The sequence below is a fragment of the Streptomyces odontotermitis genome, assembly GCF_050510915.1.
Classification (GTDB): Bacteria; Actinomycetota; Actinomycetes; order Streptomycetales; family Streptomycetaceae; genus Streptomyces.
Genome location: NZ_JBNJLS010000014.1, coordinates 145,843 through 170,963 on the forward strand (window position 1 = coordinate 145,843; position 25,121 = coordinate 170,963).

Below are 25,121 nucleotides of genomic sequence, written 5' to 3' on the forward strand. Positions count from 1 at the left end.
CGGCGCCCCTCCACGGCCCGGACCTGCTCGGATACCGGGGCCGTCGCGCCGTGTACAGGAGCCGACCCGGTGGATATGGAGGAGGACTTGGTGAGGCAGGAGCGAGCGGCACGGACCCGGAGGGTCCTGCTGCGGGCGGCGGCCGCGGAGATCGCAGACAAGGGCTACGAGGGCAGTTCCCTGGCCCGCATCTGTGACCTCGCGGACATCTCCATGGGCGCACTGACCTTCCATTTCGCGTCAAAGGACAAGCTGGCCCAGGCGGTGCGTGAGCAGGGCCGCTGCCACGTCGGGGCCGCCGTGGAGCAGACCCACGAGAAGGCCGAGAGCCCCCTGCGGGGCATCGCCGACATCGCCCTCGCCCTCACCCGCCTCGTGGAGGAGGACGTGGCCGTTCAGGCCACAGTGCGGCTCGCCCGAGAACGGCCGGAAACCGCCGAGGAACTCTTCACCGAGTGGGTCCCGGCCCTGCGCGACCTGCTCCACCGGGCCGCCGCACACGGGGAGTTGCGCACCGGCGTCGACCAGGAGGGCGTCGTGGACCTGGTGACGCACCTGGTCGTCGGCGTCGAGTGGCACGTGCGCGCCCGGACGGCCTGGCCTGCGGGCGCGAGCTGCGATCCCGCCGAGCGGGTGGCCCGCGTCTGGGACCTGGTGCTCCCCGGCATCCGCGCCGACGGCCTGTCACCGGCGCCGGCCCCGCGGAGCTAGCAGGCGTGCGGCCCGCGCCCGGTGGGCCGCAGGAAGGCGAGGAGAGTGCGATGACCGTGACCGTGGACCTCTGGTTCGACTACATCTGCCCCTACAGCGTGATCACCCGGCACGTCGTGGCCGACGTCCTCGCGGGCCGCGACGCCACCGCCGTCTGGCACCCCTTCGAGGTCAACCCCAACTGCGTCGAGGAGGCGGGGGAGTACCCGCGCGGCGTCTGGGAGGCGTCCGTCCGCCCGCTCGCCCGCAAGCACGGCGCCCCCCTGGCAGGACCCCCCGGCGCCCCGCTGCGCCGCGCGCGCATGGCGCTCGTGGGCTACCAGTACGCACTCGAGCAGGGCCGCGCCGACGCCTATAACGACCAGGTGTTCCACGCCTACTTCGACGAGTGGCAGGACATCTCCGACCCGGTGGTGCTCACCCCGCTCGCCCGCCGGGCGGGCCTCGACCCGACGGAGTACCGCGCGGCCCTCCTGTCCAACCGCTACGGGCTGCGCCACCGGCGGGCCGACGAGGCCGCCCGCACCGAGGCCGGGATCACGATGGTGCCCGTCCTCACCATCGGCGCCGAGCGCATCGACGGGGTCCCCTCGCGCGAACAGCTCGCCGAAGCCCTGGACCGGGCCGAGCGCACCCGGCGTCCCGTCGAGCCCGCACCCGAGCCCGCACCCGCATCCGAGCCCGCACCCGAGCCCCAGCGCATCGGGCCCGCCGCCCCGCCCGGACCGCTCGCGGCCTGACAAACAGGCGGCGGCTATGGGAAGTCGGCGTTGTCCCGCTCGCCGCGGCTTGCTGATCGTAGGGCGCAAGGAAGCTGACGTATCCGCGAGGAGCACTTTGTGGCCGAGACACGCGTGACAACAGCGGCGGAGGACTACCCGCAGACCGCGGAGGACCACCCGCGGCCCAGCGGGGCACCGGCCGCCACCGCGCCCCCGCAGAGCGGCGCGGACCCGGACCGGCCGGCCGACCCACCCAAGAGCCAGGGCAGTGGCCTGCTCCTGGTGGTGGTCATGACGGCGACGTTCATGGCGCTGATGGACTCCTTCATCGTCAACGTCGCCGCGCCCTCCATCCGAACCGACATGAACGCGAGCTTCTCCCAGGTCGAGCTGGTCATCTCCGGATACGTCCTGGTGTACGGCCTGCTGCTGATCACGGGCGGGCGCCTCGGCGACATCAAGGGCTACCGGCCGCTGTTCATCGGCGGCGTGGCCCTGTTCACCCTGGCGTCCTTCGCGTGCGGGATCGCTCCGTCGCCCGCCACCCTGATCGCCTTCCGCGTCGCCCAGGCGATCGGCGCCGCGCTGTTCTACCCGCAGGTCCTGTCCATCCTGCAGACCGCGTTCACCGGCGCCAGGCGCACCCGCGCCTTCGCCGTGTTCGGCGCCACCATCGGCGGCGCCTCCATCGCGGGCCAACTGCTCGGCGGCGTCCTCATCCAGGCCGACCTGTGGGGCCTGTCGTGGCGGCCGATCTTCCTGGTCAACGTCCCGATCGGGGTGCTCGTGATCGCCGGCGCCCTGGTCACCCTGCCGCACACCCGCGGCGAGTCCACGACCCGCCTGGACCTGCGCGGCACGCTGCTGCTCTCGGCCGCGCTGCTGCTGCTCTCCGTGCCGCTCACCGAGGGCCACGCCACCGGCTGGCCCGCCTGGACCTGGATCATGCTGATCGCGTCCGTACCGGCGTTCGCCGCCTTCGTGGCCTGGCAGCGCCGCCTCTCCGGCCGCGGCGGCTTCCCGCTGACCCCGCCCGCGCTGTTCACCCGGCGCACCTTCACCGGCGGCAACATCCTCGCCGTCGCCTTCTTCGCGGGCAACGCGGGCCTGTTCTTCATCCTCGCCCTGCACCTGCAGTTCGGCCTCGGCTACTCCGCCCTGGAGGCCGGACTGACCTTCACGCCGCTGGCCGTGACCTTCGTGGCCGCCTCGCTGCTCGCCCCCAAGTGGGCCCCCAAGCTCGGCTCCCACGTGCTGACCCTCGGTTACGTCATCAACGTCATCGGCACCCTCGCCCTGCTGATCACCCTCCTCGTCGAGGGCTCCGACGCCAGCGGCGTGACCATGATCTGGGCGCTCGCCGTCATCGGATTCGGCGAGGGCCTCGGCGTCAGCCCGCTGTTCGGTGCCGTCCTCAACGGCGTCCCCACCAAGGACGCGGGCTCCGCCTCCGGAGTCCTGGAGACCTCCGGCCAGGTCGGCATGTCCCTCGGCATCACCGGCGTCGGCCTGGTCTTCTTCTCCGTGCTCGGCGACGCCACCGACCTCGACTCCTATGCGGACGCCTTCACTTGGGGCCTGGTCGGCAACGCCGTGCTCTCCCTGATCGCGCTCGCCCTGGTGCCGTACCTGACCGGAAAGGACAAGAACCCGGCCGGTACCGCCTGAGCTCTCCCCTCCCCGCCCGGCACCCCGCCCTCCCCCCTGCGCCACCCGCGCGCACCGGGCGGGGTGCCGGGCGCGCCGGTCTCCCTGTCCGGAACCGACCGGCCGCCCCCAGCGCGCCGTCGACCCCCTCCACGGAGCGCCCCATGTCCCCGACCCACCGCCCGCCCCTCTCCTCCCGCCTGCCGTCCCTGACCGGCATGCGCTTCTTCGCCGCCCTGCTCGTCTTCTGCTTCCACGCCTCGTACGAGAACCTCTTCGCCGACGAGTCGGCGGGCGACGCCTACGCCACCGCCTTCAGCAAGGCCGGGTGGATGGGGGTGTCGTTCTTCTTCGTGCTGAGCGGCTTCCTGCTGGCCTGGTCCGCCCGCGACAAGGACACCGCGCGGCGCTTCTGGCGGCGGCGGTTCTTCAAGGTCTACCCCAACCACCTGGTGACCTTCGCCGCCGCGCTGGTGCTGCTCGCCGCCACCGGCGGCTCGCTGACCGGGTGGCTGCCCAACCTCTTCCTGATCCAGGCGTGGTTCCCCGACAGCGACGTGATCCTCGGCGTCAACCCCGTCGCCTGGTCGCTGTCGACGGAGGCGGCCTTCTACTTCGCCTTCCCGTTCCTGCTGGCCGCGGTCCGCCTCATACCCCGGCGCTACCTGTGGTGGACCGCCGCCGCCGTCGTCGCCGCGGTCTTCGCGATGCCCTCGCTCGCCCAGGCGCTGTTCCCGTCCACCACCCCCATGGACTGGCTGGCGATACCCGAGGACCACTACTGGTTCATTTTCGCCTTTCCGCCGGTCCGCGCCCTCGACTTCGTCCTGGGCATCCTGATGGCCGAGATCGTGCGCAACAAGCTCTGGCCCGACACCGGGATGCTGCCCGCCGCCGGGGTCGTGGTCGCCGCCTACGTGGTGGCGCTGGAGGTGCCGTTCGCGTACAGCATGGTCGCCGTCGCGCTCGTCCCCTTCGCCTGGCTGATCACGGCCGCCGCCGTCGCCGACGTCCGCGAGACCCCCTCGCCGTTCCGCGGCCGCGCCATGGTCTGGCTGGGGGAGGCGTCGTTCGCCTTCTACCTCCTCCACCGCATGGTGCAGATCTACGGACACCGGCTGCTCGGCGCCGACCGCACCTTCAGCACCCCCGCGGTGATCGGCCTGCTCGTGCTCGGCGCCGGCGTCACGCTGCTGCTGTCCTGGCTGCTCTTCTCCGCGTTCGAACGGCCCGTCATGCGGCGCTTCGGCAGCCCCCGCCGCACCCGTGTCCACCTGCCCGCGCAGCGCACCGCCACCACCGCGGATCCCGCCCCCGTGGCAGCCGCCCCCGCCGCGGCCGCCGCACCGCGCCAGGATCCGTCCGTGCGGTGACGCGTCCCGCACCGCGTCCCGGCCGGGGACCGTCCCGGCCGGGCCGGAGAACCACCCAGAAAGGCACGTCCATGCCGGTCCCCCCACCCCCGCCCCCGGCCACCGCGGTCACCTCCGACACGCGACCGCTCGCCCGCACCGTCCACGGCAGCGGCCCCGCCCTCGTCCTCGTCCACGGCACCGGCGGCAACGCCAACGGCACCTGGGGCGACATCCTGGAGCCGCTCGGCCGCCACTACACCGTCATCGCACCCGACCTGCCGGGCTCGGGCGGCTCGCCCCGCACCGAAGAGGCGCTGACCCTGGACGCCCTCGCGGACCGCATCGCCGCATCCGCCACCGAGCAGGGACACGCGCGCTTCGCCCTCGCCGGGTACTCGCTGGGCGCCGCCCTCGCCGTACGCGCCGCCGTCCGGCACCCCGAGCGGGTCGCGGCGCTCGTCCTGGTGGCCGGGGTGGCCCACGCCGACCGGCGCATGCAGCTGATCGCCGAGCTGTGGCGGGACCTGACGGACCATCCGCGCTTCCTCGCCAAGTGGGGCCTGATCGCCGGGTTCCGCGAGGACGAACTCGCCGCGTACTCCGCGCCGGACCTCGCCGCGGCGGTCTCCGCCCAGGCCGGCTCCCTGGAACCCGGCCTCGTCGACCAGATCGACCTGCTGTCCCGTACGGACGTCCGGGCCGACCTGCCGCGGGTCCAGGCGCCCACGCTGGTCGTGAGCACCTCGGCGGACACCTTCGTGCCGCCCACCCACCACCGCACCCTGTACGACGGCATCGCGGGCGCCCGCTTCACCGAACTCGCCTCCGGCCACCTGCTGACCGGGCCGCGCCTGGGCGAACTCGCCCGCACCATCGACGAGTTCCTGCCCGAAGCGGGCTACCCGGGCGCACGCGGCACGGGCTGACCCCGCACCGGCAAGCGGCCCCTGGCCGGGAGTTGCCCGGCCAGGGGCCACTTGTGTGCGCCCGGTCCCGTCAGGCCGCGGCCGCCGGGGCCGTGACCACCGAGGACCACTCGTCGAGCAGCCGCTCCGCGGAGGCCAGGTCCGGTCCCTCCGCCCACAGGTGCACACAGGCTTCGGTCGAGTCCGGCAGGACGAGCACCCACTGGGTGTCGTTCTCCACCACCCGGATCCCGTCCACGGTGTCCACCTCGCGGGAGCCGACGGCCTCCACCACCGCCCGCATCACCCGCCCCTTGTCCTGCCAGTCGGTGCGCAGCTCCCGGCGGCGCACGAACGTCCGCGGCAGCGCGGCCACCAGCTCGCTCAGCGAGGCGCGCTCGCGGGCCAGCAGACAGGCCAGCTCGGCGAAGGCCGCGACGGCGTCCGGGTGCGGCGAGAACCGCGGCAGGATGAACGCCCCCTGCCCGTCGCCCGCCAGCTCCACACCGCCCTCCGCCACCGCGCGGGACAGCTGGTCGCGGGCCGTGGCCGTCCACCGCACGCTCGCCAGGTGCTGCGCGGCCACCTGCTCGGCGGCCCGGCTGCCCGTCGTGGGCAGCGCCACCAGGGCGCCGTCCGCACCGGCCGTCACCAGATGCACCATCAGCAGCAGCGTCCGGTCGTCGTCGAGCACCCGGCCCCGCTCGTCGACCACGGACATCCGCTCACCCGTCGGATCGAGACGCACCCCGAACGCCGCCCGGGCGCTGGCCACTTGGGCGCCGAGCCGGTGCAGTGCCGCGGCCCGCTCGTCCGCCGTCTCGGTGCAACGCCCCTGATCCAGGCCGCTGTTGATGGTCAGCGCCTCGACGCCGAGCCGCCCGAGCACCGCGGGCAGCAGCAGCGCCGTGCTGCCGCACGCCGCGTCGACCACGACCTTCAGCCCCCGCGCCGGGCGCTCCCGCACGCCGCCCGCACTGCGCACGAGCCGCTCCGCATACGCGTCGAGCGCGGCCGGAGCGGCATCGAGCCGGCCGGGCCCCTCGGCGGGCGCCCGGCGGAACTCCCGCAGCGACACCGCCCGGTCGATCTTGCGCTGAGCGGCCGGCGCCACGTCCATGCCCTGCCCGTCCAGGACGGCGATGTCCACCGAGTCGGGCACCCCCGGGCTCGTCGTGATGACGAAGCCGCCGTCGCCGCCGGCCGCCGTCTCGTGCCGGGCCACCGGCAGCGGTACGTGTCCCAGGTCCCGCACATGCACGCCCGCGGCCTGCAGTGCGCTGGCGATCACCGGGGCGAGCAGGCGCGCGCCGGACGAGTGGTCCCGGGCCACGGCGACGGTGGAGCCGCACGGCAGCATCGCCGCGTACGCGCTCGCCAGGCGCACCGCCAGGTCGAGGGAGATCTCCGTGTTCACCCGGCCCGACACCCCGCGCGCCCCGAACAGGGACGCCGTGGCCCGCGACTCCCAGATCAGGCAGTCCTGGACCCGCGCCCCGGACTCGACGGTCTTGCCCGGGTAGACGAGCACGCCGTCGGCGACCGAGGAGTCCTCGCCGAGGACACAGCCCTCACCGATGACGGCGCCCTCGCCGACCCGGGCGCCGGGCTGCAGCACGCAGTTGGCGCCGATGACCCCGCCGCGCACCGACGCACCCGCGCCCACGATGCTCCGCTCCTGCACCACGGCCCGCTCCAGGCGGGCGCCCCGCGCGACGACCGTGTGCGCCCCGACCACCGTGTCCTGGCCCAGGCGCGCCCCGGCCTCGACGCGTGCGTGCGGCCCCACGTACAGCGGGCCTTCGAGGACCGCCTCGGGGTCGACGCTCGCGCTCTTCGCCAGCCACACGCCCGGCGCCGACTCGAAGGCGTCGATCTCCGTGGCGACCTCGCCGTGCAGGGCGTCGGCCTGCGCGCGCAGATAGCTGGTGTGGCTGCCCACGTCCTCCCAGTAGCCCTCGGCGACGTACCCGTACACCGGGTATCCCTCGGCGAGCAGCCGCGGGAACACGTCCCCGGACCAGTCGACGGGCACGCCCTCGGCGACGTGGTCGAGGACCTCGGGCTCCATCACGTAGATGCCGGTGTTGACGGTGTCGGAGAACACCTGCCCCCACGCGGGCTTCTCCAGGAACCGCTCCACCCTGCCGTCCGCGTCCACGATCGTGATGCCGAACTCCCGCGGGTCGGGCACCCGGGTCAGACAGACCGTCACCAGGGCCTTCTTCTGCCGGTGGTAGGCGATCAGTTCGCTCAGGTCGATGTCGGTCAGCGCGTCGCCGGAGATCACCACGAAGGGCTCACCGGCAAGCTGCCGCTCGGCGTTCTTGACGCTGCCCGCCGTGCCGAGCGGCGTCTCCTCCTCGACGTAGTCCAGCTCCATGCCGAGCCGGGCGCCGTCGCCGAAGCTGTCCCGGACCAGGCCGGACAGGTACTGCACCGTGACCACCGTCTCGGTCAGCCCGTGCCGCCGCAGCAGCCGCAGCACGTGCTCCATGATGGGCTGGCCGGCGACCGGCAGCAGCGGCTTGGGCAGCTGCAGCGTCAGCGGCCGCAGCCGCGTGCCTTCGCCACCGGCCATCACGACAGCCTTCATCACGTCGAATCCCCCTCGTAGCCTCGTAGCGTCATGAATCAAGGAAAGTCAGGCAACAGCGGTGTTGTTGACGACCGGGGTCTCGGCGAGCAGCGTGACCGCCCGGTCGAAGCCCCCGGAGCGCAGCGTCTGCTCGATCTGCGCGCTGGCACCGTCAAGGACGATGTCCGCGCCCGGCGGCAGGTGCTGCTGGGCGAAGGCGAGGCAGCGCACACCGCCCGGGCAGATCGACTCCAGCTCGTTCATGCGCAGCACCATGCGGCTCAGCGGGCGCTGCACCGCCTGGTCCACGAGGGCGCGCAGCGCGGGGACGCGCTTGTCGGTGAGGGCGCCGGACAGATAGATGGTGGCCGTGGAGTTGGTGAAGCCCAGATACGCCTCGAAGTTCATCGCGGTTTCCTCTTCATTCGGATCAGACGGATCAGTCCGGATCAGTCGGCTGCGGTCGGATGCGCCACCAGGACGGCGGCGGAGTGTTCGGCGAGGAGCAACGGCCCGCCGACAGGCGGACGTTGGGCCGGTTCGGGGTGGATGTCGTGGCCGGGCGGTGCGCCGGTGTCGGCGAACAGCCGCCACTCGCTGCCCGCCGGGGCGGGCGGCGGCTTGACCTTCCGCTCCCAGGGGCGGTTGCTCAGGGCCAGGAAGACGGTGTCGCCCGGCTGCCCGGCAGCGCCCGGTTCGTGCAGCAGAACCGCGAGCAGTCCCTCCGCGCCGGGCTGCCAGGGCTGCTCGCCGTGCAGGCTGAACGCCGGAAGACCGGAGCCCGGTGCGTCGGCGGGGTGGGCGCGGCGGCGCAGCACCGGGTGCGCGCGCCGCAGCGCGAGGGCGGCGCGGGCGAAGGCGAGCAGCTCCGGGCGGCGCCCCGGCAGGGTCCAGTCCAGCCAACTGGTGGCGTTGTCCTGGCAGTAGGTGTTGTTGTTGCCGCCCTGGGTGCGGCCGAACTCGTCGCCCGCCGCCAGCATCGGCACGCCGTGCCCGGCGGCGAGCAGCAGCAGCGCGTTGCGCGCCTGGCGGGCCCGCAGCCGCAGCACGCCCGGATCGTCGCAGGGCCCCTCGTGCCCGCTGTTCCAACTGGCGTTGTCCTGGGGGCCGTCGGTGCCGCCCTCCCCGTTGGCCTCGTTGCGCGGCCGCTCGTAGGCGGCCCAGTCGGCGAGGGTGAAGCCGTCGTGGCTGGCGAGGAAGTTGACCGAGGCGGCCGTGGAGTGGCCGTCGTACAGGTCGGGCGAACCGGCGAGCCGGGCCGCGAGCTCCGTGGCGTCGGTGTCGTGGCCGGCGAGGAAGCGCCGCGCGCCGTACTGGAAACGGCTGTTCCACTCCATGAAGCGGCCCAGGCGCGGAAAGGAGCCGAGCAGGTCGAGGCCGTCCGCGTCGAACGGCTCGACGATCAGATGGCGCCCTGCGAGCACCGGGTCCGCGGCGATCTCCTCCAGCAGCGGCGGCCGCTTGAGCGGCGCGCCGTCCTGCCCGCGCGCCAGGATCGGTGCCATGTCGAAGCGGAACCCGTCGACCTGGTACTCGACGGCCCAGTGCCGCAGGCAGTCCAGGATGAGGCGGCGGGTGCGCGGATGGTTGGCGTTGACGGTGTTGCCGGTGCGCGTCAGATTGCGGTACGAGCCGTCGGCGTCGTGCAGGTAGGAGGCGTCGTCGTCGAGGCCGCGCAGCGACAGGGTGGGCCCGCGGTGGTCGCCCTCGGCGGTGTGGTTGAGGACCACGTCGAGGACGACCTGGATGCCGGCCCGGTGCAGTTCCCGTACGAGCGTCTTCAGCTCGCGCACCGGTCCGTCGCCCCAAGGGTCCGCCGCATACGCGGACTTGGGGGCGAACAGCGCCACCGGGTGGTAGCCCCAGTAGTTGCGCAGCGGTGCGCCGGTGGCGGGGTCGGTGAACGGGTTGTCCGTCTCGTCGAACTCGAACACCGGCATCAGCTCGACGCAGTTGACGCCGAGGGAGCGCAGATAGGGGATCTTCTCGGCGACCGCGGAGTACGTGCCGGGAGCGTTCACCTCCGCTCCGGCGCCGCGGGTGAAGCCGCGTACATGGAGCTCGTACACGACGAGGTCCTGCGGGGCGGTCACCGGCCGGGGCACGCCCTGCCAGTCGAAGCCGTCGGCCGTGATCCGGCACCGGTAGGCGGGCCGCCGCCCCCACTGCTCGCCCCCGGCAAGGGACTTCGCGTACGGGTCGAGGAGCAGCGGGGCCCCGGCGGACCCGGCGCGCAACGCGTAGTGGACCGTGTCCGGGTCGAGGCCGGGCACGGTCAGGGTGAAGGCGTCGCCGGTGCGGAACTGAGGCGGGAACTCGATCTCGGTGAGCGCCGTGCCGTCGATCGGGTCGCACAGCACGAGGTGCATCCGGTCGGCGGCCGGCGCGTACACGGTGAAGGCGACGCCGTCGCCGGTCACGGTCGCGCCGGGCCGCCGCGGATCACCGGGCAGCAGCCGTGGCCGCCCGCCCGGCGGGAGGGGGGCCCGCCGGGCGGGCGGCGACGGCGCGGTCACGGCCGCTCCAGCGGCCTCAGACGCGCCTGCACCGTCACGGGGTGCTCGGTGTCGGGCAGCCGCACCGCCATCGCCTCGGCGTCGAAGTCGTCGTACGGCGAGCCGTCGACGAGCACCCGGTCCAGGGCCACCCGGCCCGGCGGCAGCAGGTCCGGCGCCACCCGGAGCAGCCGCTGCGGGAAGTCGGCGTTGCCGCCGGGCCTGAACCACAGCGACACCGGCTCGCCGCGCACCAGGAGCCGGGTGTAGACCTCGGCGAGGTAGCACAGCTCGGCCTTGTGGTACATCGCCATCGCATGGCTGCCCTTGAGCCGTTCGTCGCCCATCAGGAACGGGATGCCCTGGGCGAGCACCGTGAAGTGCACGGCCCCCTCGTCGTGGTCGAGGAAGAAGGCGTTGTAGAACGCGGACGCCTCGTGGGCGTGGCGCAGGAAGTCGCCGCCGTCGTCCGTCGACCCGGCCAGGATGAGGTACGCGAGGATGGCCTGCTCCTGCTGCCACCACGTCTTGCGGTCGTGCCAGACGAAGGAGTGCCGGCCGTTCTCCGTCTCGCGCTGCACCAGGTCGTACCAGCCGCCGCGCTGCGGGTCGCGGCCCACCTCGGGCATCGTGCGGCCCAACTGCTCGGCGAGCTGGCGGTACTCGCGCTTGGGGAGTACGGAGTTCATCCGCATCAGGTTCCAGGCGATCTTCAGGTTGTGCCCGACCACCGCCCGGTTCTGCTGCCAGCCCCAGGTGTGGTCCGGGGTCCAGTCGGCGTAGAAGCGCTCGTTGACGAACGGGCTCTCCCGGTCCGGCATGTACGACACGATCATGTCGAAGGTGTGCTCGAGCATCCGCAGATAGCGGTCCTCGCCCGTGGCGAGATACAGGTTGATCAGGTACGCGGGGGCGTGGTCGCCCACCGAGTTCCAGTTCTTGCGGGAGTGGTTGGGCCCGAGCCCGTCGTGGTGCGGGCTGAGCGTGACCGGGTCGATGTGCGAGTAGTAGCCGCCCAGGCGCCGGTCGCGGAAGAACTTGTCGAACAGGCCGACCGTGTCCTCGATGTCCTTCTTCACCACCGGGTCCCCGGTCACCCGGTACGTCTGCGTCAGCCCCACCAGCGCGTAGATCTGCTCGTACGCCGGGATGGCCCGGTAGTCGTCGCCGAACTCCGAGGCGAACAGCTTGCGTTCGCGCGTCCCGGACACGTCGATGCCGTGGTACCAGTACGTGATGTTCTCGGCCTCGTCGTGGAAGCGCATGTGGTCGTGCAGGTACTTGGAGCCGCGCTCGGCCACGTCGAGGAAGTCCTCGTTGCCGGTCAGCATGTAGGCGCTGGCCATCCCGTACACCATCCGGGAGATCGTGTCGGTCTCCTGGACGTGCTGCTCGGTCTTGTGGCCGCTCATGTGGATGCGGGTGCGGTAGTCCGCGAAGTCGACCGGTCCGGTGCCGAACTGCGACCTGCGGTAGAAGGTCGCGAGCTGGCCCAGCTGCCGGGTCCACCAGCCCGGCTCCTCGTAGGGGTGCGGGGTGCTGCCCTCGCCCACGATGACGAGCTTGTCGGCCTGGAAGTGCAGGCCCTGCGGGTCCGGGTAGACCGGCCCGTAGGAGAACACCAGGGCACCCGGGGTCAGCAGGTCACCGACCCGGCCGGTCACGTCGTGGTACTCGTCGCCGAGGTTGCGCAGCAGCTGCGCGGTGGTGGTCTCGGTGAGGTGCACGGTGATCTCGCGGTCGTCCAGCGTCTTCACCCGCAGCCGGCTGCCCCGGTGGTCGGTGACGTAGCCGGCCGTGGTGTCGGAGAACGAGAAGGGGATCTCAGCGGCCATGATGCCTCTCCTGCGTGAGGTGGGTGGACATCAGGCGGCGGCCTCGTCGTAGCCGACGGTGAGCCGCTCGATGACGGTCCGCGCGAGCAGGTGACAGTGGTCGACGGTGCGGGACGTGATCAGGTCCCGGTCGACGACGACGTCCTGGTCGAGGTAGACGGCGCCCATGTTGCGGACGTCGGCGGCCAGGTTGTTGTGGCAGGTCACCGGGCGCTCCCGCAGCAACTCCGGGGCCGCGGACAGGAGTTGCAGGCCGTGGCAGGAGAACGCCTTGACCAGGCTCGGTATCCGGAAGGCCCGGCGCACCAGGTCCAGCGCGGGGGAGACCTGGTTGACGTCCTCACTGAAGCGCAGCCGGTCCGCGACCATGCCGGACGGCACGATCAGCGCGGAGAACTGCAGCAGGTCGTGGTAGTCCAGCGCCTCCAGATCGCCGTCGACCTCCAGGCTGGCCCGGTGCTCATGGCCGGCGAACGTGAGCTTCGGCTGTCCCCACAGGCGGGTCAGCAGTTGCACCTCGGCGCCGTCCTCGGCGAATCGCCGCTGGTAGTAGGCGATTTCCTCCTCGACGAAGTCGCTCTCCACGAGGATGCCGATGCGCTTGCCGGCGAGCCGTCCGGTGTTGAGTGGTTTGACGATTCCCATGTGAAGTCCCCAGACGGAACGAGACGGGTGGATGGTCGGTGGGCGGAGAAGGCGGCTGCGGCGGGACAAAGGGGGGAGAGTCCGCCGCAGCCGCGGTCACAGGGCCGGGCCGTGGGGCACCGGCGTGCGGGGCCTCACAGCTCCGCGGAGCCGGGCATCGCGTCGAGGCCGTCGACGGTGTAGGTGCGGATGCGCAGCGCGCCGTCCTCGAGGACGACCGTCCAGGTCTGGTACGCGTCGAAGCCGAGCCACTGGCTGCGCGCCGCCGGCGGGTTCCACACCGACGTCTGCCAGTTGACGACGACCTTCACCTCGGCCCGGTCCGGTCCGGCGAGCTCCGTCTCGACCGAGGTCACCTCGTGCACCTCGTCGAAGAACTTGTGGGTGACCGTGTCGTACCAGGAACGGAAGCCGTCGAGACCCTCGCTGGTGCCCTCGGGGAAGTGCATCACCAGGCCCTCGGAGACCAGGAACGGCTCGACGTCCGCCAGCGGGTCGTGCCGGTCGAGGGCCTCGTACCAGTCGGTGACGAAGCGGCGTACCGACTCCGCGGTGATCTCCTGCTGGATCTGGGTCGTGGACATGCGCGAACTCCTTTGGAAACGAACAGAGTTGAGTGGCGTGGCGGGGTCGGACAGGGGGAGGAGGGACGCCGTGAAGGGCGGCAGCGGAGCCAGGGGGAGGCACAGGGTCTCGAGCGGCGGCACGGCGGCGGCCTACTCGGTGACCAGGTCGACCAGGAACGGCCCGTCGTGCGCCAGCATCCGGCGCACCGCCTCCTTCGCCTGCTCCGGCTCCTCGACGCGGAGCGACTCGACGCCCAGGGAGCGGGCCAGCTGCGCGAAGCCGATCTCGGGCCGCGTCAGGTCGAAGGAGTCCGGGTAGGCGTGGCCCGGGACCCCCTGCTCCGACCAGTACTGCTCGATGTTGTGGTCGAGCAGCCGGTAGCGGCGGTTGTTGCAGATCACGAACTTCGCGTCGATGCCGTACCGGGCGGCGGTCCACAGCGCCTGGACCGTGTACATGCTGCCGCCGTCACCGGTGAACCCCACCACCTGCGCCTCGGGCCGGGCCAGCTTGATGCCGAGGGCCCCCGGAATGCCCACGCCCAGGGAGCCGCCGCGGGTCTGGAAGTAGCTGCCGGGGACACGCGGCGGCAGCTGCGCGGTGAGTGGACCCGACGCGGTCAGCGCCTCGTCGAACACGACCAGCCGCTCCGGGTCCGCCTGTTCGGCGAGGGCCCGCGCGAAGTGCCCCATCGGCGAGTCCGGCTCCACCGGCAGCCGTTCGCCGCGGTGCACCGCCCGCGCGGGGGCGCCCCGCCGCTCCAGCTCGCCGGCCAGCGCGCCCAGCGTGAGCTTGGGGTCGGCGACCAGGCCCAGGTCCACGGGGAAGTTCTTGGCGATCTCGTACGCGTCCGCGTCGACGTGCACGATCCGCGCGCCCTCACGGAACGGGCTCCCCAGGCGCGGGAACACCTCGGGGAACACATACGTCCCCACGATCAGCACGGCGTCGGCGTCCTCGACGACGCGCGCACTGTCGGCCCCGAACATGTGGCCGAGGCCGCCGCCGTACAGCGGGTGGGTCACGTCGAAGTTCACCTCCGACGAGTTCACCCCCCACACCATGGCGCCCAGGCGCTCAGCGACGGCCGTCAGCTCCTGCTGCGCCCCGCTGGTGGCCACGCCGTCGCCCATGAGGATCAGCGGCCGCTCGGCGCCCTGCAGCAGTTCCGCCGCCCGTGCCACGTCGGCGGGCTGCGGCACGCTGCGGAACGACGGCACCGACGTCGCCACCGCGGGCTCCGAGGTGACCTCGTCCAGGACGTCGGCGGGCAGCACCACCATCACCGGGCCGCGCGGCGGCGTCATCGCGATCTTCACCGCGCGCCGCACCTCCCGCAGCACCGACGACGGATCGAGCACCCGGGTCGCGTACTTCGTGACGGGCTCCGCCATGGCCACCAGGTCGGCGGCCATCTGGGCATCCATCGCCGAGTACTTGACCCCGGCCTCGCCCACCAGCGTCACCAGCGGCGAACCGCCGCGCTTGGCCTGGTAGAGCATGCCGATGCCGTTGCCGAGCCCCACGCCGCTGTGCAGCTGCACCACGGCCGGGGCCTGCGCCGCGCGGGCATAGCCGTCGGCCATGCCCACGGCGACCGCCTCGTGCAGGGCCAGCACGTACTGCGTGTCGCTGTGGTCGACGAGATCGAGGAAGCCCTGCTCGACAGTCCCGGGATTGCCGAACATGTGGGTGATGCCGTCGGCCGCGAGCTGCTCGAACAGCGCGGCCTTTGCTGGCCTGGCGGACATGGGTGGGATCTCCTCCCGGAGGATCGCGGCCGTCACCAGCCGTGGCGGCGCAGCCCGTTGTCGAGGACCTCGACGAGCAGCTCGCCGGACGGAACGGAGTCAGGGGTCGAACGGGCCGTGATGAACGGGTAGTCGACGATCACGGACGTCTCCTTGCCGACGTTGCCGTGGAAGGCCCCGTCGGGACCGGTCGCGTCGCGCAGGATGTACTCCAGCGGATACGGCGGCGGGCCCATGTTGAACTCCACGCCGAGGAAACCGGTGCCGTCCTTGTAGTCGTACTCCTTGGGGTGCCCGGTGACGTGCTTGCCCCACAGGATGCTGCGCCGCGACTCCCAGTCCCGCGCGAACGCGAGCGCCGCCACGCCGTAGCACTCGGCGAGCAGCGGCTTGTCCGCCGCGACGAACGCGAGGACCAGCTCGTGGAGGCGCTCGTTGTTGGCGAGGTCCACGATCGGCCCGCTGCCGCCCACGATGACCAGCGCGTCGAAGCCGGTCACCAGCTCCTGCGTGGCGGTCTCCAGGCGACGGTGGTAACCCTCCAGCTCCCGCAGGTAGTTGAGGGCACTGGAGTACGGGCGCTCCGGCAGCAGCTCCGCGAGGCTCAGCGGGTTGTCGAGCCTGCTCGAGTCGTCCAGGGCGCGCGCCCGCCGGGCCATGTCCCGCGTCGTGACCGAGCGGCCGAGCGGCGGGTCGAGGTATTCGGAGTCCAGGCTCGGCGGCAGCGCGTGTGCCCGCTTTCCATTGGGCGTAATGAATGTCGTGCGGTATCCGCGGGCGTCGAAGGCTTCGAGAGGACCGACGAGTTCCTCGCCCCAATACCCGTATTCGGACAGCACCACCAGGATGCGTTTGGACACGGATGTCTCCCTGCTGTGAAGAGGGGATTCCGCCCTGCCGACCATGCCGCGGGGAAATCCGGAAACTGCAGACTCTGCCGAGTGAAGCTGGCACTCACGGACGGCGGCAATGGCCGACAGCCCGGCAGCGGAGACTTCCCGGACTTGGCCCAATCGCCGCGGGACGCTCAATTCCCGTGAATATCCTGGGTACTTTGCTTAGCCCGGTACGGGTGGTGTCCGGGCGGCCGGGGGTGGCTCGGAGTCGCAGCCCGGTGGGGGCCGGTGTCCGCGTGGCCGGGGTGGCCAGGAGCCGCAGCCCGGTGTGGCCCGGAGTCTGCATGGCCGGGCGTGGCCCGGAGTCCGTACAACCCGGAACGCCCGGAGACCGTGGAGGAACTCCGCCATGCCTCCTGCCCCTGTCGAGAGACCGCCCGCACGGCTCGACTCCCTCACCGCGCTGCGGTTCGTCGCCGCCTTCCTGGTCTTCTGCCTGCACGCCTCCCTCGGCGTCCCGCCCCTGCCCGAAGGCGTCCAGCCGCTGCTCGCCAAGGCGGGCTGGGCCGGCGTCAGCTGCTTCTTCATCCTCAGCGGATTCGTGCTGGCCCACGCGGCCCGCCCCGACGACACCCCCCGGCGGTTCTGGCGCCGCCGCCTCGCCAAGATCTACCCCAACCACGCCCTCACCGCCGCGGCCGCCTTCGCCCTGCTCACCACAGCCCATCTCACCCCGACCCTCGCCGAGCTGCTGCCGAACCTGCTGCTCCTGCACGCCTGGGTGCCCGACCCCGCCGTCTTCGTGAGCGGCAACCCGGTCAGCTGGTCCCTCTCCGCCGAGCTGTTCTTCTACGCCCTGTTCCCCGCGCTCTGGCACGTCCTGGCCCGCGTCCGCCCCCGCCACCTGTGGACCTGCGCGCTCCTCCTGACCGGCACGATCACCGCCCTGCCCGCCGCCGTCCACCTGCTCGTCCCACCGGGCCCGCCCCTGCCCATGCCCGACGGCACGCCCGGCCTGTGGCACTACTGGGCCGTCTACGTGCTGCCGCCCGCCCGGCTCCCCGAGTTCGCCCTCGGCATGGTCCTCGCCCGCATCGTGCGCACCGGCCGGTGGCGCGGCCCCGGCCCGCGCACCGCGGCCCTCCTCGCCGCCGGTGCCTGCGTCCTGGCCACCCACGCCCCCTACCTGTACGGCCTGACCGCCGTGACGACGGTGCCGCTGGCCGCCCTGATCTGCGCCCTCGCCACCACCGACCGCACCGACCGCACCGACCGCACCGGCGCACCGGCACGCCGCTGCCGGGCGCTCGCGCGGCGGGCCATGGTCCGGCTCGGCGAACTCTCCTTCGCCTTCTACCTCGTGCACCGCCCCGTCCTCACCCACGGCGACCGCCTCCTCGCCGCCGCGGGGATCCACGCCACAACCGGAATGTTCACCGCGGCCCTGCGCACCCTCGCGTTCCTCGCCGTCAGCCTGCTCCTGGCCCGGCTCCTGCACGACGGAGTGGAACGCCCCCTCACCCGCCGCCTCGGCCGCCCCCGCCCGCCGCGCGACCTGCCCAACTCCCCCAAGTCGCCCGGCGATCCTTGCCCAAGGCTTCACGGGGAATCGACCATGAACGTCCCGTGCGACCCGCCCAGCACCCCCGGGCCACGGGACTCGCACCCGGCGCGGTCCCCGGCGCGCCCCCGGCCCCCACGTCCGGCGCCCGCCTCGCGTCCGGCCCCCGGCCCCGGCACTGAGCCCACGTTCCACAAGGCAAGCCCCAGCGGTGACTCATGGGAGCGAACAATGCTTGGTCGTTTGGCAATTGACGACATATCACCGGTCGTCGGCCATGGCGCCCACCGCGCCAAGGCCGTCGTCGGCGAGCACCTGGACATCGCCGCCACCGTCTGGCGCGAGGGCCACGAAGCCATCGGCGCCGACGTCATCTGGTACGACCCGGACGGCACCCGCACCCGCATCCGCATGCGCCCGGACGCCGAGAACCCCGACCGCCACCACGCGACCGCCGTGCCCACCACCCCCGGCCACTGCCACTACCGGGTGCAGGCATGGGCCGACCCCTGGACCACCTGGCGCACCGGACTGCAGGCCAAGCTCGCCGCGGGCATCGACGACCTCGCCAACGAACTGGAGTCCGGAGCCCGCCTCCTGGACCGCGTCGCCGCCTCCCGCACGGCTGCCTCCCCCGCTGCCTCCCGCACGGCCGCCTCCCGTACCACCGCCGAAGCCGCTCTCAGCGGCGCCGCCGACCGCGACGTGCCGCCGTCCCGCACCGGCGCCGAACACAACCTGTTCAGGCGCACCAGCGCCAACCGGTCCAGCGCCGACCGGTCCACCGCCGAAGCGACGCTCACCGGCGCCGAACACAACCTGCTCACGCGCGCCGGCACCGCACCCGCCCCGCCGCCCCGCCCCGCCACCACCGCCGAAACCGCTCCTCTCGGCGCCGACGCCGGTACCGAAGCCGCCCTGCTCACCCGCGCCGCCGCCGAACTCCGCGACACCACCCTGACCCCGCCCGACCGCGCCCGCACCGCCCTCTCGCCGCAGGTTCACGAGACCGTCATGGCCGCCCCGCCGCGCGACCTCGTCACCGAGAGCCGTGCCTGCGCCGTCCAAGTCGAGCGCCCGCGCGCCCAGTTCGGCAGCTGGTACGAGCTCTTCCCGCGCTCCACCGGCGGCACCCACCCCGACGGCACCCCCCGCCACGGCACCCTGCGCACCGCCGCCGAAGAGCTCCCCCGCATCGCCCGCATGGGCTTCGACGTCGTCTACCTCCCCCCGATCCACCCCATCGGTCGCACCCACCGCAAGGGCCGCAACAACACCCTCACCGCGGGCCCCGACGACGTCGGCTCCCCCTGGGCCATCGGCTCCGCCGACGGCGGCCACGACGCCATCCACCCCGAGCTCGGCACCGTCGAGGACTTCGCCCACTTCGTCGACCGGGCCCGCGGCCACGGCCTCGAAGTCGCCCTCGACCTCGCCCTGCAGTGCTCCCCGGACCACCCCTGGCTCACCGAACACCCCGAGTGGTTCACCGCCCGCCCCGACGGCACCGTCGCCCACGCCGAGAACCCGCCCAAGAAGTACGAGGACATCCACCCCCTCGACTTCGACCGGGCCCCCGAGACGCTCTACCCCGAAGTCCTGCGCATCGTCCGCCTCTGGATCGACCGCGGCGTGCGCATCTTCCGCGTCGACAACCCCCACACCAAGCCGCCGGACTTCTGGGACTGGCTCATCCGCACGGTGCAGGACACCCACCCCGACGTGGTCTTCCTCGCCGAGGCGTTCACCCGCCCCGCCGTCCTGGAGGGCCTGGCCCGGCGCGGCTTCTCCCAGTCGTACACCTACTTCACCTGGCGCGACACCAAGCAGGAACTCACCACCTACCTCACCGAACTCGTCGCCGCCGCCGACCACTTGCGGCCCAACTTCTTCGTCAACACCCCCGACATCCTGCCCGTGCACCTGCAGCGCGGCGGCCCCGGCATGTTCGCCCTGCGCGCCGCCCTGGCCGCGACCCTCTCCCCCAGCTGGGGCGTCTACAGCGGCTACGAGCTCTACGAGAACGAGCCGCTGCGCCCCGGCACCGAGGAGTACCTCCACTCCGAGAAGTACGAGCTGCGCCCCCGCGACCACGCCGCCGCCCGCGCCGCGGACCGCTCACTCGAACCCTGGATCACCCGCCTCAACCAGATCCGCCGCGACCACCCCGCCCTGCACCAGCTGCGCACCCTGCGCTTCCACCCCGTCGACAACGACGCCCTCATCGCCTACAGCAAGTCCGACCCGGCGACCGGCGACACCGTGCTGTGCGTGGTCAACCTCAACCCGACCGGCACCGAGGAGGGCAACCTCGCCCTCGACCTGGACGGCCTCGACGCCGTCACCGCGGTCGACGCCCTCACCGGGGACGTCGCCCCGCTGCGCCCCGTCACCGCCGTAAAGCTCAGCCCGGAGCGGTCCGCCGCCCGCATCTTCGCCTGGAGGACGCCATGACCACCCACCAGACGCCCGCTCCGGGCAGCGCCACCGCGACGCCCCTCGCCCCCCAGCCGGACTGGTACAAGCGCGCCGTCATCTACGAAGTCCTCGTCCGCTCCTTCCAGGACAGCGACGGCGACGGCGTCGGCGACCTCAAAGGACTCACCAGCCGGCTCGACTATCTGGAGTGGCTCGGCGTCGACTGCCTGTGGCTGCCGCCGTTCTTCCAGTCGCCGCTGCGGGACGGCGGCTACGACGTCGCCGACTACCGCACCGTGCTGCCGGAGTTCGGCACCCTCGACGACTTCACCGCCCTCCTCGCCGAGGCCCACCGGCGCGGCATCCGCGTCATCATCGACATGGTCATGAACCACACCAGCGACCAGCACCCGTGGTTCCACCAGTCCCGCACCGACCCCGAGGGCCCCTACGGCGACTACTACGTCTGGTCCGACGATGACACCGGCTACCCCGACGCCCGCATCATCTTCGTCGACACCGAGACGTCGAACTGGACCTTCGACCCGGTCCGCAAGCAGTACTTCTGGCACCGCTTCTTTTCCCACCAGCCGGACCTCAACTACGAGAACCCCGCGGTCCAGGAGGAGATGCTCGACGCCCTGCGCTTCTGGCTCGACCTCGGCGTCGACGGATTCCGCCTGGACGCCGTGCCCTATCTGTACGCCGAAGAGGGCACCAACTGCGAGAACCTGCCCCGCACCCACGAGTTCCTCAAGCGCGTCCGCGCCGTGGTCGACAAGGAATACACGGACCGGGTCCTGCTCGCCGAGGCAAATCAGTGGCCCGAGGACGTCGTCGACTACTTCGGTGACTACGAGACCGGCGGCGACGAATGCCACATGGCATTCCACTTCCCGCTCATGCCGCGCCTTTTCATGGCCGCACGCTATGAATCCCGCTACCCCGTCTCCGAGATCCTGGCGAGCATTCCCAAGATCCCGTCCGGCTGCCAGTGGGGCATTTTCCTGCGCAACCACGACGAGCTGACCCTGGAAATGGTCACCGACGAGGAACGCGACTACATGTACGCGGAGTACGCCAAGGACCCGCGGATGCGCGCCAACATCGGCATCCGCCGCCGTCTCGCCCCGCTCCTGGGCAATGACAGGAATCAGATCGAGCTGTTCACGGCTCTCCTGCTGTCGCTGCCCGGCTCGCCGATCCTCTACTACGGCGACGAGATCGGCATGGGCGACAACATCTGGCTCGGCGACCGCGACGCGGTGCGCACTCCGATGCAGTGGACCTCCGACCGCAACGGCGGCTTCTCCCGCTGCGACCCCGCGCGCCTGACCCTGCCCACGATCATGGACCCCGTCTACGGGCACCAGGCCATCAACGTCGAGAGCCAGAACGCCCACGAGGCGTCCCTGCTCCACTGGACCCGCAACATGCTCCACGCCCGCCGCGCCCACCCCGCCTTCGGCGTCGGCGACTTCGAGGAGATACCCAGCTCCAACCCTGCCGTCCTCGCCTACCTGCGCAGCCACACCGCCCCCGACGGCGCCCGCTCCCAGGTCCTGTGCGTCAACAACTTCTCCCGCCACCCGCAGCCCGTCGAGCTCGACCTGCGCGCCTACGCCGGCATCACCCCCGTCGAGGTGACCGGCCACGCCCGGTACCCCGTCATCGACGCGCACCCCTACCGGCTCAGCCTGCCCGGCCACGGCTTCCACTGGTTCTGCGTCTGCCCCGACGAGGACCGCCGATGACCACCCCGCCCCCGCTCACCGACGACCGCCTCGCCCCCGCCCTGCACCACTGGCTGCCCCACCAGCGCTGGTACGCGGGCAAGGACCGCACCCTCAGCGGCGTCCGCATCGTCCACAACGAGCCCATCACGCTGAGCGACGCGAGCTGCGGGCACATCGTGATCCTGCAGGCCGAGTTCACCGACGGCACCAGCGACCACTTCCAGACCGCCATCGGGCACACCACGGCGACCCCGCCCCCCACCGCCGCCGACCACATCATCACCACCCTCGACGGCACGGTCGTCTACGAGGCCATGGCCGACCCGAACCTGGTCCAGGCCCTGTTCCACCTCGTCAGCCGCCCGCGCACCAGCGAGGCCCTGGCCGGCCACTGCGAAGCCAGCGGCTCCGACCACCTCTCCGCCCACCCGGTCACGGCCTGCCAGCCCCTGGGCGTCGAGCAGTCCAACACCTCCGTCGTCGTCGACGACCGCTATCTGGTGAAGTTCTTCCGCCGCCTCCACCCGGGCACCAACCCCGACCTGGAGGTCCAACGCGCCCTGCTCACCAGCGACAACGGCCGCATCGCCCCGGTCTACGGCGCACTTGAGGGCCGCATCGGCTCCACCCCGGTGACCCTCGCCATCATCCAGCGCTTCCTGCCGACCGCCACCGACGGCTGGGAGATCGCCACCGAAGCCTTCCGGCCCCCCTGCCACCACGCCGACCTGGCCACCGACGCCCAGCACATGGGCCGTGCCGTCGGCCAGGTCCACACCGCCCTGGCGGAGGCGTTCGGCACCACCCCGCTCACCCGCGCCGACCTGGTCCAGCTGGCCACCGCCATGCACCGCCAGCTCGACCAGGCCACCGCGGCCGTGCCTGAACTGGCCCCCTACGAGGGCCTGTTGCGCACCGCCTACGACGACCTGGCCGCCCTCCCCACCGGACTGAGCGCCCAGCGCGTCCACGGCGACCTCCACCTCGGCCAGCTGCTGCGCAGCGACGAGGGCTGGGTCGTCATCGACTTCGAGGGCGAGCCCTCCGCGCCCATCCACGAGCGCACCGAGCACCACTCGCCCCTGCGCGACATCGCCGGGATGCTCCGCTCCTTCGACTACGCGGCCGCCGCGGCCCAGCCCGGCGGCGACACCCGCACCACCGTCGGCCAGGCCCAGGACGCCTTCTGCCACGGCTACTCCACGGTCACGGGCACCGACCCCCGCGCCGAGGCGGCCCTGCTGCACGCCTACACGCTCCACAAGGCCGTCTACGAAACCCGCTATGAGGCGGCCCACCGCCCCGCATTCCTGCGCATCCCGCTCCAGGCCCTCGACCGGCTCCTTTTTGGCAATTCGCCGAAGTAGTTCCCGGATTCACCCGCGGCGTGGTCCGTCGATGGCCCGGGCGATTTCATGGAGTGACCGGGCCATAACGGAAGTTCACCGGGGCCTCGTGGGAATCAGCATGAATTCTTGAAAGGCGAAGCAGATGGGTCCGCACCCGTGGGACGGCTCAGAGGCACGTGCGGATGGTCTCTCCGACCCGGGCGATGCCCTCCTCGTTGCGGCGGTAGTGGGTCCACTTGCCCACCCGTGTGGAGCTGACGAGGCCCGCGCGCTCCAGCGTGGCCATGTAGGCGGAGACCGTGGACTGGGCCAGCTCCGCCTTCTCCTGGATGTGGCTGACGCAGACGCCGACGGTGTACGGCTCGGCGGCCTCCGGGAAGTTGGCCTCGGGCTCGCGCAGCCACAGCAGGATCTGCAGACGTACGGGGTTGGCCAGCGCCTTCAGCGGGTCGAGGAGCTCGGCGCACACCTGGGGCTCGGTCGTGGTCTGGGTGCTCGTCGGCATGGGCCCTCCAGGAGACGAATCGAGAACTGTCGATATGTTACCCCGAGGGCGGCCTCCGCCGGGAGGGCGAAGGGCGGGGAGGTGGGCTTGACTTAACGCATCGAACATCTACGATACGTCGATACGTCAGTGTTTCCGTCCGGCACGGACTCCGTGCCTCCTGCCCCCGCAACGGAAGGTTTCGCCATGCCTATCGGGCTCATCGCCTTGGCACTGGGAGGCTTCGGCATCGGCCTCACCGAGTTCGGAATCGTCGGCCTCCTCCCCGAGGTGGCGGACGACTTCGACGTCTCGGAGTCGGTCGCCGGGTACCTCGTCTCGGGCTATGCCCTCAGCGTCGCCGTCGGCGCGCTCCTGCTGACCGCCCTGGTCGCCCGCCTCGACCGCAAGAAGGTCCTCGTCGGCCTCATGGTCCTGTTCATCGCGGGCAACCTGATCTCCGCGATCGCGCCCACCTACGGCCTCCTCATGGTCGGCCGCATCATCGCCGCGCTCTGCCACGGCGCGTTCTTCAGCGTCGGCGCGGTCGTCGCGTCCGACATGGTCGCGCCGACCAAGAAGGGCGGCGCCATCGCGCTCATGTTCGGCGGCCTGACCGCCGCCAACGTGCTCGGCGTCCCGCTCGGCACGTTCCTCGGCCAGCAGGCCGGCTGGCGCTCCACGTTCTGGGCCGTCACCGCCATCGGCATCGTCTCCCTCGTCGGCATCCAGGCGCTCGTACCGAAGGCGACCGCGGCCGCCGGGGGCAGCCTGCGCGCCGAGTTCGCCGTCTTCAGGCGCGGCCAGGTGTGGGTCTCCATCCTGCTGAGCGTCCTCGCCTTCGGCAGCGTCATCGGCGCGTACACCTACATCGCCTTCACCCTCACCGACGTCAGCGGCTTCGCCACCTCGACCGTGCCGTGGCTGCTCGTCCTGTTCGGCGTCGGCACCTTCGCGGGCAACTTCTTCGGCGGCAAGGCGGCCGACCGCTCCGTCGACGGCACCCTGACCACGATCATGGCCGGACTCACCGTCATCCTCGCCGCCTTCGCGCTCACCGCGGAGAGCAAGGTCGCCACGGTCATCGCCCTGCTGCTCATGGGCGCCGTCGGCCTCGCCGCCGCGCCGGGTCTCCAGGTGCGCACCATGAAGTACGCGGGTGACGCCCCGACCCTGGCCTCCGGCGCGAACATCGCGGCGTTCAACGTCGGCAACGCGATCGGCGCCTGGGCCGGCGGTCTGACCATCGCCGCCGGGTACGGCTACCTGTCGCCGCTGTGGGCGGGGGCCGCGCTCGCGGCGGCCGGCACGGTCGCGGTCGTCCTGGGCTCCCTCGGGGGCCGCAGGTCCGCCGCCGCCGAGCCGAGCGCCGTCGTGGCGGGGGAGTCCCCGCAGCTGGAGGTGGAGCGGGTCTGACCCGCCGGGGGAATTCCCCGCAGTAACGTCCCCAGGGATTGGGGCGGCCGAACGGCCGCCCCAATCCCTGTTTCTGTTGCCCCGTCAATTCGCCTGCGCCAGTTGACACT

The 25,121-nt window shown here is 72.1% G+C and carries 18 protein-coding genes; 9 read left to right on the forward strand and 9 right to left on the reverse strand.

Features of this window, described 5'->3' with window-relative positions; genetic code table 11:
- The first annotated feature begins 90 nt into the window (after positions 1 to 90).
- The 5 genes from ACQB60_RS31150 (at position 91) to ACQB60_RS31170 (ending at position 5,361) form a co-directional block, all read left to right on the forward strand.
- On the forward strand, positions 91 to 711 hold the full coding sequence (locus ACQB60_RS31150; protein ID WP_496929437.1) for a ScbR family autoregulator-binding transcription factor: 621 nt from the start codon (positions 91 to 93) through the stop codon (positions 709 to 711).
- Between the two features lie 50 nt (positions 712 to 761).
- A complete protein-coding gene (locus ACQB60_RS31155; RefSeq protein ID WP_496929438.1) occupies positions 762 to 1,451 on the forward strand; it encodes a DsbA family oxidoreductase in 690 nt (229 codons plus the stop codon).
- Positions 1,452 to 1,550: 99 nt separating this feature from the next.
- Complete coding sequence (locus tag ACQB60_RS31160; RefSeq protein WP_496929439.1) at positions 1,551 to 3,101, forward strand: MFS transporter; 1,551 nt, start codon at positions 1,551 to 1,553, stop codon at positions 3,099 to 3,101.
- 143 nt (positions 3,102 to 3,244) lie between these two features.
- Complete coding sequence (locus tag ACQB60_RS31165; protein WP_496929440.1) at positions 3,245 to 4,453, forward strand: acyltransferase family protein; 1,209 nt, start codon at positions 3,245 to 3,247, stop codon at positions 4,451 to 4,453.
- A gap of 71 nt (positions 4,454 to 4,524) precedes the next feature.
- Positions 4,525 to 5,361 carry an alpha/beta fold hydrolase gene (locus ACQB60_RS31170; RefSeq protein ID WP_496929441.1) on the forward strand — a complete coding sequence of 279 codons (837 nt, stop codon included), beginning with the start codon at positions 4,525 to 4,527 and terminating at the stop codon, positions 5,359 to 5,361.
- A gap of 70 nt (positions 5,362 to 5,431) precedes the next feature.
- Here ACQB60_RS31170 and ACQB60_RS31175 read toward each other — a convergent pair whose 3' ends face one another.
- The 8 genes from ACQB60_RS31175 to ACQB60_RS31210 form a co-directional block, all read right to left on the reverse strand.
- Positions 5,432 to 7,936, reverse strand: coding sequence for a sugar phosphate nucleotidyltransferase (locus ACQB60_RS31175; protein ID WP_496929442.1), 2,505 nt, complete (start codon positions 7,934 to 7,936; stop codon positions 5,432 to 5,434).
- A gap of 48 nt (positions 7,937 to 7,984) precedes the next feature.
- Complete coding sequence (locus ACQB60_RS31180; RefSeq protein WP_496929443.1) at positions 7,985 to 8,326, reverse strand: STAS domain-containing protein; 342 nt, start codon at positions 8,324 to 8,326, stop codon at positions 7,985 to 7,987.
- 41 nt (positions 8,327 to 8,367) lie between these two features.
- Positions 8,368 to 10,434, reverse strand: a complete 2,067-nt coding sequence (locus tag ACQB60_RS31185) for a glycogen debranching protein (RefSeq protein WP_496929444.1) — start codon at positions 10,432 to 10,434, stop codon at positions 8,368 to 8,370.
- Positions 10,431 to 12,248 carry an AGE family epimerase/isomerase gene (locus tag ACQB60_RS31190; RefSeq protein ID WP_496929445.1) on the reverse strand — a complete coding sequence of 606 codons (1,818 nt, stop codon included), beginning with the start codon at positions 12,246 to 12,248 and terminating at the stop codon, positions 10,431 to 10,433. Before ACQB60_RS31190 ends, ACQB60_RS31185 begins: the two co-directional genes overlap by 4 nt.
- A gap of 30 nt (positions 12,249 to 12,278) precedes the next feature.
- On the reverse strand, positions 12,279 to 12,893 hold the full coding sequence (locus ACQB60_RS31195; protein ID WP_496929446.1) for a DJ-1/PfpI family protein: 615 nt from the start codon (positions 12,891 to 12,893) through the stop codon (positions 12,279 to 12,281).
- Positions 12,894 to 13,027: 134 nt separating this feature from the next.
- Positions 13,028 to 13,477: a nuclear transport factor 2 family protein gene (locus tag ACQB60_RS31200; RefSeq protein ID WP_496929447.1), complete on the reverse strand. Its 450-nt coding sequence runs from the start codon at positions 13,475 to 13,477 to the stop codon at positions 13,028 to 13,030.
- A gap of 132 nt (positions 13,478 to 13,609) precedes the next feature.
- Complete coding sequence (locus ACQB60_RS31205; RefSeq protein WP_496929448.1) at positions 13,610 to 15,211, reverse strand: thiamine pyrophosphate-binding protein; 1,602 nt, start codon at positions 15,209 to 15,211, stop codon at positions 13,610 to 13,612.
- Positions 15,212 to 15,243: 32 nt separating this feature from the next.
- Positions 15,244 to 16,071: a type 1 glutamine amidotransferase domain-containing protein gene (locus tag ACQB60_RS31210; RefSeq protein WP_496929449.1), complete on the reverse strand. Its 828-nt coding sequence runs from the start codon at positions 16,069 to 16,071 to the stop codon at positions 15,244 to 15,246.
- Between the two features lie 385 nt (positions 16,072 to 16,456).
- On the opposite strand from ACQB60_RS31210, the gene ACQB60_RS31215 reads away from it, so the two are divergent.
- Genes ACQB60_RS31215 through ACQB60_RS31225 form a run of 3 tightly spaced genes read left to right on the forward strand, consistent with a single transcriptional unit; the run spans position 16,457 to position 23,129 of the window.
- Complete coding sequence (locus tag ACQB60_RS31215) at positions 16,457 to 20,062, forward strand: maltotransferase domain-containing protein (RefSeq protein ID WP_496929450.1); 3,606 nt, start codon at positions 16,457 to 16,459, stop codon at positions 20,060 to 20,062.
- Entirely contained in the window at positions 20,059 to 21,780 is a 1,722-nt protein-coding gene (gene treS, locus ACQB60_RS31220) for a maltose alpha-D-glucosyltransferase (protein WP_496929451.1), read from the forward strand. Before ACQB60_RS31215 ends, treS begins: the two co-directional genes overlap by 4 nt.
- Positions 21,777 to 23,129, forward strand: coding sequence for a maltokinase N-terminal cap-like domain-containing protein (locus tag ACQB60_RS31225; protein ID WP_496929452.1), 1,353 nt, complete (start codon positions 21,777 to 21,779; stop codon positions 23,127 to 23,129). The genes treS and ACQB60_RS31225 overlap by 4 nt, the downstream gene beginning before the upstream one ends.
- Before the next feature lie 148 nt (positions 23,130 to 23,277).
- Here ACQB60_RS31225 and ACQB60_RS31230 read toward each other — a convergent pair whose 3' ends face one another.
- Positions 23,278 to 23,616 (reverse strand): ArsR/SmtB family transcription factor, encoded by a 339-nt coding sequence (locus tag ACQB60_RS31230; protein ID WP_496929453.1) that lies wholly within the window; start codon positions 23,614 to 23,616, stop codon positions 23,278 to 23,280.
- A 186-nt stretch (positions 23,617 to 23,802) separates the two neighbouring features.
- On the opposite strand from ACQB60_RS31230, the gene ACQB60_RS31235 reads away from it, so the two are divergent.
- A complete protein-coding gene (locus ACQB60_RS31235; protein WP_496929454.1) occupies positions 23,803 to 25,011 on the forward strand; it encodes an MFS transporter in 1,209 nt (402 codons plus the stop codon).
- The last annotated feature ends 110 nt before the right edge of the window (positions 25,012 to 25,121 follow it).